This is a genomic window from Pseudorhodoferax sp. LjRoot39 (assembly GCF_964253035.1).
Taxonomy (GTDB): domain Bacteria; phylum Pseudomonadota; class Gammaproteobacteria; order Burkholderiales; family Burkholderiaceae_C; genus Pseudorhodoferax.
Genome location: NZ_CAXUQL020000002.1, coordinates 143561 through 161852, shown reverse-complemented (window position 1 = coordinate 161852; position 18292 = coordinate 143561). Strand labels below are relative to the sequence as shown.

Genomic DNA, 18292 nt, shown 5'->3' with positions numbered 1-18292 from the left:
TGACCGACAGGCGCTGGCGCGGCAGATCCGCCCGCCGGCTAGATCTCGTTTGTCCTCGGAGTTTCCATGTTCACTCTCCATCCGCGTGCGGTCGTTCTGGCCGCCGCCATCATTCCGTTCCTGGCGGCTGCTTCACCGCTCACACTCGACCAAGCACTTGTCCTCGCCGTGCAGCGATCGGAAGCTGCCCGTGCCGCGCGCGCCGGCGTCATCAGCGCGAACGAGACCGCACGCGCAGCGGGACAGTTGCCTGACCCGACGCTGCGCGTGGGCGTCGACAACCTGCCCGTGACCGGCGGGGACCGCTTCAGCACGACCCGCGAGTCGATGACCATGAAACGCATCGGCTTCAGCCAGGAATGGGTATCGGCCGACAAGCGTGCGGCCCGCCAGGCTGCGGCTGACGCGATGGCCAGCAGGGAGAGCGTGTCTGTTCAGGTAGCGGCCGCCGAAGTGCGCATGCAAACTGTGCTGGCCTACCTGGACGTGTATTTCGCAAGCGAAGCTCTCAAGCTGACAACCCAGACCCAGCACCATGTGCAAGAGGAGCTGGAAGCGGCCAAGGGCCGGCTGTTGTCGGCCGCCGCCAACAGTCAGGAGGTTCTGGCTCTGACCAGCGCCCGCGGGGTCGCCGAGGACGACACCGCGGAAGTGCTGCAACAGGAGCGCGGCGCGCGCGTGGCGCTGGAGCGTTGGGTCGGTATTTCCCCGGATGAACTCGCGGCGCCAGTTGGCTTGTCGAACATCGGCGAGGAGTCCTACGTTGCCAACCATCCAGCCGTTCTCGCCGCACAACGGGACATCCAGCTTGCCAGGCAGGAGGCCACGGTTGCCGCCGCCAACCGCAAGCCGAACTGGTCATGGGAGGTGTCCTATGGCCAGCGCAGCGGCTACTCGGACATGGTGTCCGTCGGTGTGAGCATTCCCTTGCCGGTCGCGCCTGCCCAGCGACAGGACCGCGACACTGCTGCCAAGGTGGCACTCGTCGACAAGGCCGAAGCCAATCTGGTGGAGGCCTCGCGCGTGGCAACGGCCGAGTTCCGCGGGCTGGCCAGCGACGCCCAGCGACTCGCCGATCGCGCCGAGCGGTACCAGGCGTCCGTCGTGGCTCCAGCCCGACAACGAACCAGTGTTGCCTTGGCTGGCTACCGCTCCAATCAGGTGAGCCTGATGGCCCTGTTCGAGGCACGCCATACCGAGGTCGAAGCGCAGAGGAAGCTGCTTTCGCTGCGGCGTGACCTGGCAAAGGTCCAGGCACAGCTGACCTTCAAACCGCTCCTGCCGGGAGGTGCCCTGTGAAGCGCGCTCAGTCGATTGCACTCTCGCTTCTAGGTGCCGCCGTGCTGGCCGCTGCGGGCTTCTACCTCGGTCGGCAGACGGATACCCGTGCCGAAGCAACCACGGCAGCCACGCCAGGGGCGTCAGCGTCAGGTGCCGCCGAACGCAAGGTGCTGTACTGGCACGATCCAATGGTGCCGGGCCAGCGCTTCGACAAGCCAGGCAAGTCACCGTTCATGGACATGCAGCTAGTGCCGGTCTATGCCGACGAGGCGGGTGACTCCGGCGTGAAAATCAGCCCGACGGTGCGGCAGAACCTGGGCATGCGCACCGCGCTGGTCCAGCGGGCGGACGTGTCGTCGTCCTTCGATGCGGTCGGCGCCGTGCAGTTTGATGAGCGCCTCAGTGTCGCGGTCCAGACCCGTGTGGCTGGCTACGTCGAGCATTTGGCCGTGCGCGCGCCCATGGAGCGGGTCCGCAAGGGCCAGCCGCTCGCCACGCTCTTCGCGCCCGATTGGCTGGGACCGCAGAACGAACTGCTTGCGCTCAAACGCTCCGGTGCATCGGAAGACCTGGTGGCAGCCGCGCGCGAACGCATGCGTGCCTTGTCCATCCCCGAGACTCTCATCCGCCAAAGCGAGGCCACTGGCATGGCGCAGGCGCGTTTCACGCTCACCGCTCCGGTCAGCGGCGTGATCGCGGAGCTCGGTGTGCGCGAGGGCGTCGCGGTCTCTCCCGGCACGACCCTGTTCCGCATCGCCGGCCTGGAAAAGGTGTGGGCGGTGGCGGAGGTGCCCGAGGCACAGGCGATACGCCTCGCGCGTGGCCAGAAGGTCCAGGCGGTGCTCCAGGCCGATGCCAGCCAAACCTTCGGTGGCGAACTCAAGGAGATCCTGCCGCAGGTCAGCGCGAGCACGCGCACCCTGCAGGCGCGCTTTGAAGTCGACAACGCGAGAGGCCGGCTGATCCCGGGGATGCTGCTGCGCCTGCAGGTCACCGGACCTTCGGCCTCACGCCTGATCGTGCCTGCCGAAGCGGTGATCCGTACCGGCACCCGCGCCGTCGCCATAGTTCGCAGGGACAACGACGCGTTCGAGCCACGAGACATCCAGTTGGGTGCCGACCTCGGCGACACCGTCGAGGTGGTCTCTGGGCTCGCCGAGGGCGATCAAGTTGTTGTCAGCGGCCAATTCCTCATCGATTCCGAAGCGCGGCTGCGCTCCGTGCTGGGCTCGATCACCACGAATGCCGCTGCGCCTGCAGCGTCGGCGTCTGCGCCGGCAACGACGCCGGCAGACGTGCATGTTGGCGACGGCAAGGTAGAGAGCGTCGAAGCGGACGGCATCACCATCTCCCATGGCCCCATCGCCTCGTTGAAGTGGCCTGCGATGACCATGGGCTTCAGCAAACCCACCCCCAAGGCCTTTGCCGACATCAAGCCGGGTGACACGGTTCGCTTCGAGTTCAGGCAGGGCGGCTCCATGGGCTACGAACTGGTGTCCATGCAGCGCGTCGGAGGCACCAAGTGATCGCGGCCATCATCCGCTGGTCGATCGGCAACCGGTTCCTCGTGCTCATCGCCACTGCGTTTCTTGTGGCAGCGGGCATCTGGTCAGTCAGGCAAACGCCTGTCGACGCCTTGCCCGATCTGTCGGACACCCAGGTCATCGTGCGCACGACGTACCCCGGCAAGCCACCCCAGGTGGTCGAAGACCTGGTCACCTACCCCCTTACCACCACGATGCTCAGCGTGCCTGGGGCGAAGACAGTCCGGGGCTACTCGTTCTTCGGCGACTCCTTCGTCTACGTGCTGTTCGACGACAAGACCGACCCGTACTGGGCCAGGTCGCGCGTCGTGGAGTACCTGAACCAGGTGCAGAGCAGGTTGCCTGCAGGGGCCACGGCCGCGCTCGGCCCGGACGCCACCGGCGTGGGCTGGGTCTACGAATACGCGCTCGTCGACCGCACGGGCCGCAATGACCTTGGACAACTGCGCGCGCTCAACGACTGGTTTCTGAGATTCGAGCTGAAGACGGCGCCCGATGTGGCCGAAGTCGCCAGCATCGGCGGCATGGTCCGGCAGTACCAGGTGGTACTGGACCCTGACCGCATGCGGGCGCTGGGCGTCACGCAAGCCACGGTGATAGAGGCTCTGGGCAAGGCCAACCAGGCCGCCGGCGGCTCCGTCGTCGAACTGGCCGAAGCCGAGTACATGGTCCGCTCGCGTGGATTTCTGAAGTCGCTGGATGACTTCCGCGCCATCCCGCTGCCGGTGCCGGGCACCACCCCGGTGCTTCTGCGCGACGTGGCGACCGTGCAGATCGGCCCGGAGATGCGCCGCGGCATCGCTGAACTGGATGGCGAAGGCGAGGTGGTGGGCGGTGTCGTGGTCATGCGCTCGGGGAAGAACGCAAGGACGACCATCGAGGCGGTCAAGGCCAGACTGCAAGCCTTGAAGCCAAGCCTGCCGCAAGGCGTCGAGGTGATCGAGACCTACGACCGTTCCAAGCTCATCGACCGTGCAGTCCTGAACCTGCGCGACAAGCTCGTCGAAGAGTTCATCGTAGTGGCACTGGTCTGCGCGGTGTTCCTGTTTCACCTGCGTTCGGCACTGGTTGCAGTTGTTACGCTGCCGGTGGGGGTCGTGACGGCGTTCATCGTGATGCACTGGCAGGGTGTCAGCGCGAACATCCTGAGCCTGTCTGGCGTGGCCATCGCGCTGGGGGCGATGGTGGACGCGTCGGTGGTGCTGGTCGAGGCGGCGCACAAGCACCTGGAGCACTTCGAGGAGCAGCATGGAAGGCAGCCGACGGCGCCCGAGCGCTGGGCACTCATCGCACAGGCCTCGGTCGAGGTGGGGCCGGCGTTGTTCTTCTCGCTGTTGGTCATCACGCTGTCGTTCCTGCCAGTGTTCACGCTCGAAGCACAGGAAGGCCGGCTGTTCGCACCCCTGGCCTTCACCAAGACCTATGCCATGGCCGCTGCGGCTGGCCTGTCGGTGACGCTGGTCCCGGTGCTGATGGGCTACCTCGTTCGCGGCCGCATTCCCAAGGAGGCGGCGAACCCGCTGAACCGTCTTCTTGTCGCCGTGTACCGTCCCGCCCTGGAACTGGTGCTTCGGTTTCCCAAGCTCACCGTGGCGGTCGCGGCCCTGGTGTTTGCAGTAACCGCGGTGCCGGTCATGCGCCTGGGCGGCGAGTTCATGCCGTCGCTCGACGAGGGCGATCTGCTGTACATGCCCTCGGCGCTACCGGGCCTGTCGATTTCCAAGGCATCGGAGTTGCTGCAGCAGACCGACAGGCTCATCAAGACCGTGCCCGAGGTCGAGCGTGTGTTCGGCAAGGCCGGGCGTGCGGACACGGCGACTGACCCCGCACCGCTGGAGATGTTCGAGACCACCATCCAGTTCAAGCCGCGCGAGCAATGGCGGGCCGGAATGACGCCCGACAAGCTGGTCGAGGAACTGGATCGCGTCGTCAAGGTGCCCGGGCTGTCCAACGTGTGGGTGCCGCCGATCCGCAACCGCATCGACATGCTGGCCACCGGCATCAAGAGTCCGGTGGGCATCAAGCTCGCCGGCGCGGACCTGGCGACGATCGACCGGCTGGCCGCACAGATCGAGGCGGCGGTGAAGAACGTGCCCGGTGTGTCGTCTGCGCTCGCCGAACGGCTGACAGGTGGCCGCTACATCGACGTGGACGTGGACCGGGCTGCCGCCGCGCGCCATGGCTTGTCCGTGGCCGATGTGCAGAGCATTGTCTCCACGGCCATCGGCGGCGACAACGTTGGGGAGGTGATCCAGGGCCGCGAGCGCTATCCCATCAATGTGCGCTACCCGCGCGAAGTTCGCGACTCATTGCAGCGCCTGCGCGAGCTACCGTTCGTCACCGGCAGGGGCGAAACGGTGCTGCTGCAGGACGTAGCACGCATCTCCATTGAGGAAGGGCCGCCCATGCTGCGCAGCGAGAACGCGCGCCTGTCGGGCTGGGTCTACGTTGACGTTCGTGGACGAGACCTGCGCTCGGTCGTGACCGACATGCAGGCATCGGTGGCCGCGCAAGTGGCGCTGCCAGCCGGCTACGCCATCTCCTGGTCCGGTCAGTTCGAGTACCTGGAGCGCGCTACAGAGCGGCTGAAGGTGGTCGTTCCCGTGACCCTGGCGGTCATCTTTGTGCTGCTGTTCGTGCTGTTCCGCTCGTTCAGCGATGCAGCGATCGTGATGGCCGCAGTGCCGTTCTCCCTCGTAGGCGGCTTCTGGCTGGTCTGGGCAATGGGGCATTCGATTTCGGTGGCGACGGCGGTCGGCTTCATCGCGCTGGCCGGTCTCGCGGCGGAATTCGGTGTCGTGATGCTCATCTATCTGAAGAACGCCCATGCAAGCCGCATTGCCCAAGGGCAGCGCGACTCGGACGAGACGCTGCTGGCGGCGATCCGCGAGGGCGCGGTGCAGCGGGTGCGGCCCAAGGCGATGACGGTCGCCGTCGTGATGGCGGGCCTGGTTCCCATCCTGCTGGGAACCGGCACCGGATCGGAAGTCATGACCCGCATCGCCGCGCCGATGGTCGGGGGCATGCTCACGGCACCGCTGCTGAGCATGTTGGTGATTCCGGCCGTCTGGTACCTGGTGCACCGAAAGCGCGGTGATGCGCACCAGCTCTCCTCCGCGGCCAAACCGCCCAACGCGGCGACGACGCCCTGAAACCCATCAGCCAACTGACGAAGGCCCATGATGAAAGCACGCCATATCCTGACCATTGCCATCCTGACCGCGGCCGCCGCCCAAGCTTCGGCGCAAGGCATGTCGATGCCCACAAAACCCACAACGGCCTCTTCGTCTTCAGCGATGCCGCTGGTCGACGGCGAGATCCTCAAGCTCGATCCCGCGGCAGGCCTCGTCGTGCTGAAGCACGGTGACATTCCGAATCTGGGCATGCCCGGCATGACGATGGGCTTCGATCTGGCGGACAAGAAGATGCTGAACGGCCTAAAGGTGGGGGACAAGGTTCGGTTCCAGGCCGAGATGCTCAAAGGCAAGGCGACCGTGACCGAGTTGAAGCGGGTCAAGTAGCGCGGCGTCTCTTTGCACGGACAGCGCTTGAAGCATTGGAAGCAAGCGCCAACTCGGCGCTCATGTTCATGATGCCGGCCATCTCCTGCAGACCGGATAGGTGCGCCGGCATCGAGCCGTTTGCTCGTGCATTGTTCGCGCACGGATGTGTTCTATCTCACGCCAGGACCAGCGCCGCGCCTCACTTTAGCGCCGTGATATAGGACAAGGTGAGCATTGCGACGATCTGGACCTAACTGTCAACACCTGCACAGCGAGGAGGAGGACATCCGCGATCTGCTCGGCCGGAACCTTTTGACAGGCCAACGAAAATCAGGCTGATCAGGACCACAACGACGAAAGAAATTAGCTTGCGCACGCTGAATGATGCGTGCGGCGTGCTGGCCGCCGGCTTCCTACTTTCCTCGACATGGCCTCACAGCAAGTCGTGAGAACGATTCTTCTTCAGTGCGTTGACATAGGATTAGTGGTTTTGCCAGCAAGCCTCCGGCGCTATTGACTTCGTACCTATCCCTCAACGTCGCATGAACACTGCAAATCGACCCTACCTCACCCGCCCCCCATGGTCCGCAAGCGCGCTCATCGCGCTGACTTTAATGTTGGGCGCCTGTGCTGCCAGCCCTCAGTTCCAGGAACCGGCGGCGAAATTCCAGGGCCGCATCAGTGTGGTCGATACCCCCCAGGTCATCCCTGGCGCCCCGGTCAAGATCGCTGGCCGCGGCTTCGTGCCTGGCCAGCAGGTGCAGTTGACCTATGCGGGGACCGCATTGGGCGCGCCGGCGACGGCAGATGCTGAGGGCAACTTCCGCACGGAGTTCGCAATACCCGGCGACGCACCGCCTGGGCAACACCCCGTGGTCGTCAACGCAACGCGGCCCGTGGCTGCGGTCGTCCATCCCTTGAAGGTATCGCCCAACGTCCCGCTGTCCGGCCAAGAGCAGTTCAACGTGACGTCCCAGCCGCTTGTCCAAGGCCTGTACCAGGTCGCCTACAGCGCACGCAACGACCGGTTGTATGTCACCTCTGCCGTGGGCCGCCCGCCGGTCACGCAGTCGGCTCTGCTCAAGGTCCATCCTCAGACTCTTGCCATCGAAGCACGAGCCACCCCGAAGGAGGTGCCTCAGCAAGCCGGCCAGCAGCGCGCACCGGGCGTGTTCGCCGTCTACGGCGTTGCAGTGGACGATGCGAACGACACCTTGTGGGTGACGAACACGCGCCAGGACACCGTAGCGGTGTACCGTCAGGCGGACCTTTCGCTGGTCAAGCAGTTCGAGGTCGGCAGTGTTGCGCACTCCCGCGACGTCGTGGTCGATGCCGCACGCGGCAAGGCCTTTGCGTCTGCCGCCGGCGCCCCGTTGATCAAGGTGTTCGACACCAAGACGCTGCAACCGCTGCCCGACATCAAACTGGAAACCACGGTGAAAGGGCCGGACGCCAAGCCGTTCTCGCCGTTCAGCCTGGCCTTCGATGCACCGACCGGCAAGCTCTACACCGTCAGCCTGAACAGTGCGGAGGTGGCCGTGATCGACACGACCAGCGGGCGGGTCGAAAAAGTCTTCGTCGTGGACAGTGCGCAATCGACCATCGGTGTGGCCTACGACCCGAAAACCCGGCGCCTCTTCGTGGCTGCACAAGGCAGCGACAACCTTCTGATCGTGGACCCAGCTACCGGCAAGACCCTGCACAACGTGCTCGTGGGCGCGGGAACGCACAACGTCGCCGTGGATTCCGCCCGTGGTCAGGTGTACGTGTCGAACAGGGGCGCGGGAACTGTCACCGTCGTGAGCGTGGACGGCAAGATCATCGCCAACCTGCCTGGTGGAACCTTCCCGAACCACGTGGCCGGCGATGGCAAAGGCACTTTCTACGCCATCAACAAGTCCAGGGGCGCCGACGATCCGCAGGGCGACCGCATCACGCGCATTGCCCCGCGTTGACCGTCGAGGCGACAGGCTTCCGGGCCAGGTGCGTGGGCTGCCGATCAGTGGCCATGCACCGAACGCAGATGCCGCGCCTCGGCGGTTGCGATGCCGGCTTCACCAGCAGCCTCGCTGAGCCCGGCGAGGATGCCGCACTGCTTTGAGGTTTGCTGGTCCTGACAACGACGACGCAACTCCTTGAGGTGCCGCTCTAGCGAGCGCAGCTCGGCGATGCGGGTGCTGACATGGCCGATGTGCTCGTCCAAAAGTGCATTGACGTCCCCACAATCGGCCGCAGGGTCGTCCTTGATGTTGAGAAGCGCGCGCACTTCCCCCAGGGACATGTCCAGTGTCCGGCAGTAGCGGATGAACTGAAGCCTTTCCAAGTGCGCCTCTTCGTACGCCCGGAAATTTCCCGCCGTACGTGACGGGGCCGGCAACAGGCCTTCGCGCTCGTAGTAGCGAATCGTCTCGATCTGGGTGGCCGTGGCACGTGCCAGTTCGCCGATTTTCATGCTGCACTCCTCGTTGCGACCAATTCTGTAGCTGCTACAGAATTTGACAGGCCAGACAGGCATGTACCTTGGACGACAGAAGGGGCTTGACCCTGTAGTGGGTACAGGGATTCAAATCGGAGGCAAAGGAAGATCCAATGTCTACGTCAGAAACGCTTCAGCGACCCACTGATCCCGCCCATGGGGCCTGCGGCTGCGCCAGTACCTGCGCCGCGCTACAGCCTGCACGCACGCTGCGCGTGCCCGATATGTGTTGCAAGAACGAAGAGAAGCCGATCCGACTTGCGCTTGAGAATCTGGCCGGCGTCAAGGCATTGAACGTCGATCTGCCGGAGCACACGATCACGTTTCAAGCTTCGGACGCGGCGTGGGCCGAGGCCGTGGCGGCCGTGAACAAGCTGGGGTTCGCCACCGAACCCGCGTTGCCTGCGGCGGCCGGTGACTGCTGCGGGTCAGCCTGTGCCGCACCGATAGCGCTTGCGCCGCCCATGCGCAAGGAAGAGCCGTTGTCCAAAGCTGCGCCGTCATCCGACGGAGCACTGATGTTGCGCATTCCAGAGATGGACTGCGCATCGGAAGAAGGCCAGATTCGGCGCGCGCTCGAAGGTTTTCCACAAGTCAAACGACTGCGGTTCGATCTTCCCGCACGTCTGCTGTCGGTCGATGTTCCAGCGCAGACCTGGGGCGCTGTTGTCGCAGCTATCGCGAAGCTCGGGTTCACGCCCGAGCAGCTTTCTGCACCGCCTGCGGCGGAGGACACCGCGAAGGCTCAGCGCGTCGAGTTGGCTCGGCTTCTTGCTGCGCTGGGCGTCGCGGTCTTGGCCGAAGTATTGCACTTGGTTTTTCCTGACACCTTGCCCTGGCGTGTCGCTGGGATGGCTGTGGCTGGCGGTGCCATCGCGTTGTCAGGGTTGACGGTGTTCAAGAAGGGCTTGTCTTCGTTGCTTCGCGGGCAGTTGAACATCAACGCGTTGATGAGCGCGGCCGTCGTCGGCGCCTTTCTCATTGGCCAATGGCCAGAGGCGGCGATGGTGATGGCGCTGTACTCCTTGGCTGAACTCATCGAAGCGCGCTCTGTCGAGCGCGCCCGCAATGCCATCGCCGGCCTGCTCGCGCTGTCGCCATCGCGGGCGGAGATCCGCCAGCCAGATGGAACATGGGTATCGACTCAGGCCAGTGAGATCGCGGTTGGCGCGGTCGCCCGCGTCAAGCCCGGTGAACGAATTGCCTTGGATGGCCGTGTCACCTCCGGCCATGGGGCGGTTGATCAATCACCCGTCACCGGTGAGAGCATTCCAGTGGACAAAGTGCCAGGCGATGACGTCTTTGCCGGCACCATCAACCAGAGCGGTGCGCTGGAGTTTGAAGTCACGAAACCCGCCAGCGACACCGTGTTGGCACGCATCATCCACGCTGTCGAAGAGGCCCAGAGCCAGCGCGCGCCCACGCAGCGCATCGTGGACAAGTTCGCGGCGATCTACACGCCGGCCGTGTTCGTGCTGGCGGTCGCAGTAGCTGTCGGCATGCCTCTTGTTGCCGGCTGGCCGTGGCTTGAGGCGGTCTACAAGGCGCTGGTGTTGTTGGTGATCGCGTGCCCGTGCGCCCTCGTGATTTCCACGCCGGTGACTGTGGTCAGTGGCTTGGCCGCAGCGGCTCGGCGTGGCATTCTGATCAAGGGCGGCGTCTACCTGGAACAAGCACGCAAGCTGACCGTGCTCGGTCTGGACAAGACGGGCACGCTCACGGAGGGCAAGCCCAAACTGGTCGCGCATCGTGTCCTGGCGAGCGACGTTGCAGACGACCGGGCACGTCTCATTGCATTGAGCTTGGCAGAGCGCTCGGACCATCCGGTGTCTCGGGCGGTCGCCGCTGGCCTGAAAGGCTCGGCAGTCGAGGTCCAGGACTTCGGTGCGGAACTGGGCCGTGGCGTTCACGGCTCCCTCGATGGACGCAAGTACATCTTGGGCAACCATCGGTGGTTGCATGAACGTGGTCTGTGCTCGCCTGAGATTGAAGCGCTGATGAAAGAACACGAGGCCCAAGGACGCACGCTGTCCGTGCTTGCAGACGATGACCGCGCCCTGGCGCTCTTTGCCGTTGCTGACACCACTAAGGAATCGAGCAAGCAGGCTGTGGCCGAGCTGAAGGCACTGGGGGTGCGGCCGGTCATGCTCACAGGAGACAACGCAACCACGGCGCAGGCCATTGCCAAGCTGGTCGGGATCGACGACGTGCGTGCGAACCTGTTGCCTGAAGACAAGCAAAAGATCGTGGCGGAGCTTCGCGGTTCAAACGATCAGGTCGGGATGGTTGGCGACGGCGTGAACGACAGCCCCTCACTGGCTGCGGCAGAGGTCGGGTTCTCGATGGGTGCAGCAGGTACGGATACCGCCAAGGAAGCTGCAGATGTGCTCATCATGAACGATGACCTGCGCAAGGTTCCCGAAACCATTCGGCTGTCCAAAAAGACCTATGCCGTGCTGTGGCAAAACATCGTGCTTGCGCTCGGCCTCAAGGCTGTCTTCCTTGCGTTGGCGGTGTTCGGGAACGCGACGATGTGGATGGCAGTTTTTGCCGACATGGGCGCCAGTCTGCTCGTGGTGTTCAACGGGCTGCGCTTGCTGCGAGGCGTCCGCTAGTCAGCCTGAGTACGCCCCGGAGGTGGCCCGTGCTCATGGGCTTGTGCGGATCGGGGCGGACGAGGTGGTGTCGCCCATTCCAAACTCTGAGCAGCACCGGGCGACCGTTTCGTGCAGGCGTCCTGGCCTACTTGGTCATCTCGGGGAAGTCGGAAACGCCCTGCCTGCTGGAACGCCTCGAGCCCCTGAGGCTGGCCGACTTCGAGCTGGCCACTGAACTCATCAGCGAGTGGCGACTGGCGCGCTACTACAGCAAAAAGGCAAGCTGCTGGACCGGGCTTTGCAAGCGAGGATCCTGGGCGCGCACTGAGGGGGTACACACCGGCCAGAGACACAGCTGGCAACGTGACCCTTACTTGTGCCGCCAGACCTTGAACGCAGAAATCACGAGGATCACGCTCAGTAGGGGCAGCAGCACGGCCGAGGGCACGACCCCGAGCAGCACGCCGCCAATGGCGGCGCCTACCAGCGAGCCGGCCGCCATGATGAGCACGAACCGCAGGTTCTGGCCCAGCACCTCGAAACTGCTGTCGCGGCTGTAGCGCATGAAGCCGACGATCATCGTCGGCAGGCTCACGGCCAGCGACAAGCTGCCGGCCAGCTTGATTTCCGCGCCGAAGAGAAGCACCAGGGTCGGAATCAGCAGTTCGCCGCCGGCCACGCCCATGAGCGAGGCCACGACGCCGATGCCGAAGCCGGCCACCAGGCCGGCGATCCACTGCGCTGCGCCCGTCAGCAGCGGCTCTCCATGGCCTGGCATCCAATGCTCGGCCACAAGGGCCACGGCGATGAGCAGCAGCAGGCCGGCGATGACCTTGTACAGCGTCTGGTGCCGCATGCACGTGGCCCAGCCGGCGCCGAGCCAGGCGCCCAGCAGGCTCCCGGCCAGCAGGTTCACGATGATCGGCCAATGGGCCTGCACCTGGTCCAGCGGCACGGCCTTGGTGCGGAACACCAGCGCCGCCGCGACCACCACCAGGCTCATGGCCTTGTTGAGGATGACCGCGTGCAGCGCGACGAAGCCGAACAGGCCGATCAGCAGCGGCAGACGGAATTCCGCGCCGCCAAGCCCGATGAGGCCCCCCAGCGTGCCGATGGCGATGCCTGCGAGTGCCACCTGCATGGAGGTGGCGGGGGTCAGCCGGAACGGGGTTGGGGAGATGTGCATGTTCAGACTTCTTTCGATGCCGCCGGCCGAACACGGATGTGCTCGCCCCGCAGACGCAAAACCAGGGACGAGCCGTGCACGACGCCATGGGCACGCGCGATGCCGGCATCGGTAATGACCAGGACGTTGCAGCCGTCCACCGCCTGCGCGGTGCACAAGGCCTGGATGTTCTCGCCAGCCAACTCGATGCGCACGACCGTGGCCGCAAACTGAGAGTCCAAGGGGCGCGCGGGTCGCTGGCTGTTGGACGGTAAGCGGACCTGATCGGCCGGTATCTCCCAGGTCACAGGAGCGCCGACTTGCAGATGTGCGGCCAGGGGCATGCGCACGGCCAGGTCGCCCCAGCACAGGTACGTGACGCCAGCCTGCAGGTCGTGCTGCGCGACCACTCCTTGAAAAGTGTTGTGCATCCTAGGCGCCCGGACGAATCAGCAGGGCGAGAGCTGAAGAGGTGGTCAACGAAGCGATATGTAGCGCGAGCGATATCGCTAAGAAAGTATATCGGTGGCCTCTTGCTACGCTGGCAAGGCGACAATCGTCGCGACATGAAGCCCATACTCAGCGCCTCACTGCTGGATGCCAAGACCAGGTTCCGCATCCAGATCAAACACGCCGTGGCTATCGGCCCCGGCAAGGCCGACGTGCTGCAAGCCATTTCCGAGACTGGCTCGCTTGCGGAGTCCGGCCGGCGCCTGGGCATGAGCTACCAGCGTGTCTGGTCGCTGGTGCGGGCCATGAACAATGACTTCGTGGAACCGTTGGTGTCGACGCAACGCGGCGGCGTTGCCGGCGGCGGAGCCGCGCTCACGCCGCTGGGTAAGAAGACACTGACGATCTACCGCACCATCGAGCACAACGCCGAGCGCGCGGTGGCCAAGCAGGTGCCGAAGCTGCTGGCCCTGATCCGGCCCGAGGCGGGCGGCGAGCAGTGACCGCGCCGACTGGCGCAGCAACGGATGAGAAAGCGATACCGATGGGATGGACGTACCTGCTGCTGGCCGGGGTGTGTGAGATTTTCTACGCGGCGGCGATGCCCCTTACCGATGGCTTCACAAGGCTTGGACCCAGCGCGTTCTGTGTCGTCTTCATCGCCTTGAGCATGTACCTGTTGTCGCTGGCCACGCGCACTATTCCAGTTGGCACGGCCTATGCGGTCTAGGTCGGCATCGGCGGAGTCGGCACAGCCATCTACGGCATGCTGATGCTGGGCGAGGATCGCACCCTGCTGCGCGTCATGTGCTTCATGCTGATCCTGGCCGGGATCGTCGGCCTCAAGCTGCTGTCTCCATCGCGCTGAACAACCCCACCGCCCGATGTGACGCATGCACGCAAGGCCTGCGCATGCGAGGGAAATGCAGCCGGTTGTCACATCGCCTCGGTAACCTGCTTCTTGGGCGTCATCGCCCCCTGTCCACCAGGTAGTGTGGGCTGCCGGAAACCAGGCCTTTCCCGCTCGCCCGGAGCGAAACCCGGGCGCCAATTCTTTTGCTGCGGCGCACCACCTCAGCACGCACAATGGACGGTTCCCCCGCATTCAGGAACTGCCATGACTGCCCTCAAGCACGCTCGCAAACTGATCGAAGAGAACCCGCGCGCCGAGGCCGCGACGGTCCTGGCCGATCTGGTCATCTCGCTGGAGTCGGAAACACCGTTCCTGCTGGAACGTCTCTATGCCCTGAAGCTGGCCGACTTCGAGTTGGCCACCGAACTCATCACCGAATGGCGACTGGCGCGCTACTACGGCAAGAAGGGCAAGCTGCTGGACCTGGCTTTGCAGGCGAGGAACCTGGACGCGCACTGAGGCTACACCGCTCGCACGCATGACCCTTGTAACCCTGCGCTCCCTTCTCGAAACCCGCCAGGTCGCGGTCTACTTCGCCGCCGTGGTGCTCGCCGGCCTTGTGGCCTGGCAGTGGCCAGCATCGACAGCGATGGCGCCTGCCGTCGACCCGCTGTTGGCGTTCATGCTGTTCGTCACGTTCCTGCAGGTGCCGCTGACCGAGCTGCGGCGTGCGCTGTCGAACATGCGGTTCCTCGGCGCGCTGCTGCTGGCCAATTTCGTCGCGGTGCCCGTGCTGGTGGCCGTGCTGCTGCCCTGGATGCCGCAAGACCCGCTGCTGCGGGTCGGGGTGCTGCTGGTGTTGCTGACGCCGTGCATTGACTACGTGGTCACTTTCGCCCATCTCGGCAAGGCCGACGCGAAGCCGCTGCTGGCCTCCACGCCGCTGCTGCTGGCCGCACAGATGGTGCTGCTGCCGGTCTACTTGAGCCTGTTCATGGGCGATGCAGCCGCAGGCCTCGTGCAGTGGGAGCCGTTCGTTCACGCCTTCATCTGGCTGATCGCGGTACCGCTGTCGCTGGCGGCCGTGTGCCAGGCCTGGGCCGAGCGTTCGGCGACGGGTGAGCGCGTCGTTGGATGGCTCGGGCTGCTGCCGGTGCCGGCCACGGCGGCCGTGCTATTCGTGGTGCTGGCGTCCGTCGCACCGCAGCTCGGCCTGGCGCTCGATGCCGTTCGCCAGGTCGCCGCGGTCTACGTGGTGTTCGCCATCGCGGCCCCGGTGCTCGGCTGGTGTGTGGCTCGCATGTGCCGGCTGCCTGCAGATCAAGGCCGCGCCGTGGCGTTCAGCTCAGCCACGCGCAATTCGTTGGTGGTCCTGCCGCTGGGCCTCGCCATCCCCGGTGCGGTGCCGTGGGTGCCCGCCGTGATCGTGACGCAGACGCTGGTGGAACTGGTGAGTGAACTGGTCTACGTGAAGGTGGCCCCCAACTTGGGTGCAAAGGCCGTTCGGCGGGCTTCATAGTCCACGGCCGGCGGACACTGAGCGCTACAGTGGCTTCAGACCAATGACAACAAGCCCGTGCCCCATGGTGAATTTCAAGTCTGTCGAATACGCATCCCGCAAGGACGGCGTTCGCCTGCTCGTTCTCGGCGCAGTGCATGGCAACGAAGTCTGCGGCACTGCGGCCATCCACAAGCTGATGGGCGAGCTGGACCGGGGTGCTGTGGCGCTGTCGGCTGGCTGTTTGACGCTGGTCCCCATCACGAACTCCCTCGCGCACGCGCGCGGCACCCGTTCCGGCGACAGGAATCTGAACCGTGGCCTTCGGCCGACCACGGCGCCGGCGGACAACGAGGACTACATTGCCAACTGGCTGTGCCCGCTGCTGGCCCGGCACGATGTGCTGCTCGATCTGCACTCGTTCCGAGGCAGTGGCAAGCCGTTCGTGTTCATCGGCCCTCCCAACAACGACGGGGCGATAGAGCCGTTCCGCTTCGCGGCCGAGGAAGAACGCCTGGCCGCGCGCCTGGGCGTGCATCGCGTCGTGGACGGATGGCTGTCTACCTATGCGGGCGGCGTCGCGCGGCGGCGCGGCCAGGAAACAACCGGCGTGCCTGGCATTGATGACGCGTTCTATGGCATCGGGACCACCGAGTACATGCGCTCAGTGGGCGGCTGGGGGGTGACGCTGGAATGCGGCTTCCACGACGACCCGAGCGCCGAGCACGTCGCCTACCGGGCCATCCGCAACGCCTTGGCGCACCTGGGGCTGACCGATGATGACCAGCCGCTGCCCGTCGCGGACATGGAGTGCCTGCAACTGTGCGAGGTCATCGACCGGCAGGATGCTGGCGACCGCTTCGTTCAACCGTGGACGAGCTTCGAGCCCGTGATGCGGGGCCAGGTCATCGCCGAGCGCGCCAACGGCGAGAAGGTCGTTTCACCGTTCGACGGGTGCATCGTGTTCCCCAATCCCGACGCCGCGCTTGGAACAGAGTGGTTCTACCTGGCCAGGACGAGCAGCAGGCTCTGACACCCGCCCGGTATAACGGGACTTTCGACCCATCAAAGGTTGGCCGGGCTTGGCCCCTTTGCTGTGGTCGGAGACTCGACCGAAACAGCGAAAAACGTTAGTACGTCGACAGCGTTGATTTCGTAAGGAAATCCCGCTCCTAACTGTTATCTACGCTCCAAAAGCGATGTAGCAACCTGGATATTCGGTGTCGAAGCTCTCGGGCATGTTCCATGGTCTGCAGCGGTACCGCATGGGCTTGAACACGCGCTGGCCGTTCTCCCACACCATCACCGGCACGTAGCTCCCGGGGAAGATGCGCGAGTCCAGCGCATCGAGCTCGGCGCGCTGGAAGTGTTCGATCCGCTCCTCGAATGCGGCAATCTTGTTGAGCGCGATGCGCCGATCTTCGGTGGCAGTCTTGGTCGTCTTCTTGGCCAGCTTTGCCTCGGCTGCGGCCAGCCGCTCGCGCTGCGCGGCTTGTTTGAGGCGAAGGTCTTCGATGTGCGCCGCAGCGTGCTGCGCGATCATGCTGCGGATCTCCTGCGTCTCCTCGGTCTCGGGCGACGTGAACGCCGACTCGACAGCACGCGGCACGACGATGCTCGGGTCAGCCAGCCGACGCCAGAACAGGTCGACGAAGTCCTTGATGCTGAGGACCGCGCCGTACTCGCGCACGAAGCGGCTGTAGTCGGCCTTGATTTGAGCGGAGTAGCACATCGTGGTAGGCCCGTTCGCGCAGAGCTGCCGTTCGTTCAATGCAGCGGACCGGCCTGCTGCGGGTCTCGATCCACAAGCAGGCCGACTTCCTGAAGGAAGGTCAGCAGCTGGAGCAGCGCGTCGCGCGGTGGCTCGTAACGCGCCTGCTGCCAGTGAATCACGCCGACCTGCTTGCCATCGACCTGGCGATGCACCGGGACCGCGAAGGCGTCGGAGCCAGAAGGGACAGGCCGCCCAACAGCGAGGTTGGCCGCCTGCCCATGGCCGTGCTCTTCAGAAAGTCTCGCGAGAAGAGCCTGCGTGGCTTGCGTGCGTGCGAGGTTCATCGCGTGCATGCTGGCTTGCGCGAACGCGCCGGCCGGCTGTAGTGCCTGAAGCGCGCCCCGACCGAGCGCCGGCGACAGGTCAGTGCAGACGGCCGCGAGCTTGCGATGCAGGCCCTCAAGCACGTGGGGGGGTGCGAACGAGTAGCCGACCGGCTGCAGCTCCGGCATGTCGGTCGTCGGGAGGCGCGAGGCCAGTTCGGCAGGCAGTGGATAGGGGGTACTGTCCTCGGTGCCGACGACGCCGACAAGTACAACCACCTGATCTCGGGTCGAGAAGTGCCCTTCCGAGCCCGACGCCGCAGTCGCTGGCGTGCCGCGCTCGAACACCTGGATGACGTCGGCCACGTCGTTGCAAGCCAGCGCCCGCGTCAGCGCATACACCTCGCCCGCGAGCAATGCGTTGGCCTGATGGGCGGAGAGCAGCTGCGGCACCAACACAACCCCGCCCGATGAGGCCAAAAGCCGGTGTTGGACCATGGCAGAGACGGCCGCATCGACCTCGACAGGCGACAGTACCAACGATGCTGCACTCGACGCTGCGGGCAACTGCAGGACGAGCCCGAACAGGCTGATGGTCGAACCATCCGATTCCCGAACGAAGGACTCGCTTACGTCCCGTGTCGTCGACACCAGGTACTCGATGGCCGCGTTCGCACCTTTGCGCTGCCGAAGTTCCAGGTAGGCAAGGCCCATGACCTCTTCAAACTGTTCGGCCTGCAGGGTGTCCATCTTCGCATCCAGCAGTGCGGCGAGCTGGCCGTTGTCGCTGCCCGCCGCGGCGGTGACGGCCCGGACCACGAGTTCCTTCGCATGCGCGAACAATGGATGGCGACGATTGCCGAAACGGTCACCTGTGCGTCCCATGTG

16 protein-coding genes are annotated in these 18292 nt (G+C 65.0%); 11 read left to right on the top strand and 5 right to left on the bottom strand.

The genetic code is table 11. The annotated features are described in order from the left end of the window. Positions 1–66: 66 nt before the first annotated feature. The 5 genes from ACSQ4M_RS35855 to ACSQ4M_RS35835 all read left to right on the top strand — a co-directional run bounded on the left by ACSQ4M_RS35855 (position 67) and on the right by ACSQ4M_RS35835 (position 8283). Positions 67–1299, top strand: a complete 1233-nt coding sequence (locus ACSQ4M_RS35855; RefSeq protein WP_436194275.1) for a TolC family protein — start codon at positions 67–69, stop codon at positions 1297–1299. Beyond that, a complete protein-coding gene (locus ACSQ4M_RS35850) occupies positions 1296–2807 on the top strand; it encodes an efflux RND transporter periplasmic adaptor subunit (protein WP_436194274.1) in 1512 nt (503 codons plus the stop codon). The genes ACSQ4M_RS35855 and ACSQ4M_RS35850 overlap by 4 nt, the downstream gene beginning before the upstream one ends. Then, positions 2804–5977, top strand: coding sequence for an efflux RND transporter permease subunit (locus tag ACSQ4M_RS35845; RefSeq protein WP_436194273.1), 3174 nt, complete (start codon positions 2804–2806; stop codon positions 5975–5977). Before ACSQ4M_RS35850 ends, ACSQ4M_RS35845 begins: the two co-directional genes overlap by 4 nt. A 27-nt stretch (positions 5978–6004) precedes the next feature. Continuing rightward, a complete protein-coding gene (locus ACSQ4M_RS35840) occupies positions 6005–6346 on the top strand; it encodes a copper-binding protein (protein ID WP_436194272.1) in 342 nt (113 codons plus the stop codon). A gap of 524 nt (positions 6347–6870) precedes the next feature. Then, positions 6871–8283: a YncE family protein gene (locus ACSQ4M_RS35835; protein ID WP_436194271.1), complete on the top strand. Its 1413-nt coding sequence runs from the start codon at positions 6871–6873 to the stop codon at positions 8281–8283. A 44-nt stretch (positions 8284–8327) separates the two neighbouring features. Here ACSQ4M_RS35835 and cadR read toward each other — a convergent pair whose 3' ends face one another. Beyond that, positions 8328–8780 (bottom strand): Cd(II)/Pb(II)-responsive transcriptional regulator, encoded by a 453-nt coding sequence (gene cadR, locus ACSQ4M_RS35830; RefSeq protein ID WP_436194270.1) that lies wholly within the window; start codon positions 8778–8780, stop codon positions 8328–8330. A 137-nt stretch (positions 8781–8917) separates the two neighbouring features. Here cadR and ACSQ4M_RS35825 point away from each other — a divergent pair, with 137 nt between their 5' ends. After that, a complete protein-coding gene (locus tag ACSQ4M_RS35825) occupies positions 8918–11419 on the top strand; it encodes a heavy metal translocating P-type ATPase (protein WP_436194269.1) in 2502 nt (833 codons plus the stop codon). A gap of 352 nt (positions 11420–11771) precedes the next feature. On the opposite strand, the gene ACSQ4M_RS35820 is transcribed toward ACSQ4M_RS35825, so the two are convergent. After that, positions 11772–12587: a sulfite exporter TauE/SafE family protein gene (locus ACSQ4M_RS35820; protein WP_436194268.1), complete on the bottom strand. Its 816-nt coding sequence runs from the start codon at positions 12585–12587 to the stop codon at positions 11772–11774. A gap of 2 nt (positions 12588–12589) precedes the next feature. Further along, positions 12590–12997 (bottom strand): hypothetical protein, encoded by a 408-nt coding sequence (locus tag ACSQ4M_RS35815; protein ID WP_436194267.1) that lies wholly within the window; start codon positions 12995–12997, stop codon positions 12590–12592. 135 nt (positions 12998–13132) lie between these two features. Between ACSQ4M_RS35815 and ACSQ4M_RS35810 the strand changes: the two genes are divergently transcribed. From ACSQ4M_RS35810 to ACSQ4M_RS35790, 5 genes are all read left to right on the top strand, one after another. Then, complete coding sequence (locus ACSQ4M_RS35810; protein WP_436194266.1) at positions 13133–13519, top strand: winged helix-turn-helix domain-containing protein; 387 nt, start codon at positions 13133–13135, stop codon at positions 13517–13519. Beyond that, entirely contained in the window at positions 13516–13746 is a 231-nt protein-coding gene (locus tag ACSQ4M_RS35805; RefSeq protein WP_436194265.1) for a DMT family transporter, read from the top strand. The genes ACSQ4M_RS35810 and ACSQ4M_RS35805 overlap by 4 nt, the downstream gene beginning before the upstream one ends. 387 nt (positions 13747–14133) lie before the next feature. After that, positions 14134–14388, top strand: a complete 255-nt coding sequence (locus tag ACSQ4M_RS35800; RefSeq protein WP_436194264.1) for a hypothetical protein — start codon at positions 14134–14136, stop codon at positions 14386–14388. A gap of 19 nt (positions 14389–14407) precedes the next feature. After that, on the top strand, positions 14408–15388 hold the full coding sequence (locus tag ACSQ4M_RS35795; RefSeq protein ID WP_436194263.1) for an arsenic resistance protein: 981 nt from the start codon (positions 14408–14410) through the stop codon (positions 15386–15388). A gap of 64 nt (positions 15389–15452) precedes the next feature. Continuing rightward, positions 15453–16400 (top strand): succinylglutamate desuccinylase, encoded by a 948-nt coding sequence (locus tag ACSQ4M_RS35790; protein WP_436194262.1) that lies wholly within the window; start codon positions 15453–15455, stop codon positions 16398–16400. A 150-nt stretch (positions 16401–16550) separates the two neighbouring features. On the opposite strand, the gene ACSQ4M_RS35785 is transcribed toward ACSQ4M_RS35790, so the two are convergent. Next, a complete protein-coding gene (locus ACSQ4M_RS35785; RefSeq protein WP_436194261.1) occupies positions 16551–17138 on the bottom strand; it encodes a hypothetical protein in 588 nt (195 codons plus the stop codon). Further along, positions 17135–18289: a hypothetical protein gene (locus tag ACSQ4M_RS35780; RefSeq protein ID WP_436194260.1), complete on the bottom strand. Its 1155-nt coding sequence runs from the start codon at positions 18287–18289 to the stop codon at positions 17135–17137. The genes ACSQ4M_RS35785 and ACSQ4M_RS35780 overlap by 4 nt, the downstream gene beginning before the upstream one ends. Between the last annotated feature and the right edge of the window lie 3 nt (positions 18290–18292).

Excerpts from the sequence above, each read along its gene's own strand:
- ACSQ4M_RS35800 (WP_436194264.1), top strand. The coding sequence starts at position 14,134 with ATGACTGCCCTCAAGCACGCTCGCAAACTGATCGAAGAGAACCCGCGC.
- ACSQ4M_RS35840 (WP_436194272.1), top strand. The coding sequence starts at position 6,005 with ATGATGAAAGCACGCCATATCCTGACCATTGCCATCCTGACCGCGGCC.
- ACSQ4M_RS35790 (WP_436194262.1), top strand. The coding sequence starts at position 15,453 with ATGGTGAATTTCAAGTCTGTCGAATACGCATCCCGCAAGGACGGCGTT.
- ACSQ4M_RS35795 (WP_436194263.1), top strand. The coding sequence starts at position 14,408 with ATGACCCTTGTAACCCTGCGCTCCCTTCTCGAAACCCGCCAGGTCGCG.
- ACSQ4M_RS35855 (WP_436194275.1), top strand. The coding sequence starts at position 67 with ATGTTCACTCTCCATCCGCGTGCGGTCGTTCTGGCCGCCGCCATCATT.
- ACSQ4M_RS35815 (WP_436194267.1), bottom strand. The coding sequence starts at position 12,997 with ATGCACAACACTTTTCAAGGAGTGGTCGCGCAGCACGACCTGCAGGCT.
- ACSQ4M_RS35810 (WP_436194266.1), top strand. The coding sequence starts at position 13,133 with ATGAAGCCCATACTCAGCGCCTCACTGCTGGATGCCAAGACCAGGTTC.
- cadR (WP_436194270.1), bottom strand. The coding sequence starts at position 8,780 with ATGAAAATCGGCGAACTGGCACGTGCCACGGCCACCCAGATCGAGACG.
- ACSQ4M_RS35835 (WP_436194271.1), top strand. The coding sequence starts at position 6,871 with ATGAACACTGCAAATCGACCCTACCTCACCCGCCCCCCATGGTCCGCA.
- ACSQ4M_RS35820 (WP_436194268.1), bottom strand. The coding sequence starts at position 12,587 with ATGCACATCTCCCCAACCCCGTTCCGGCTGACCCCCGCCACCTCCATG.
- ACSQ4M_RS35780 (WP_436194260.1), bottom strand. The coding sequence starts at position 18,289 with ATGGGACGCACAGGTGACCGTTTCGGCAATCGTCGCCATCCATTGTTC.
- ACSQ4M_RS35825 (WP_436194269.1), top strand. The coding sequence starts at position 8,918 with ATGTCTACGTCAGAAACGCTTCAGCGACCCACTGATCCCGCCCATGGG.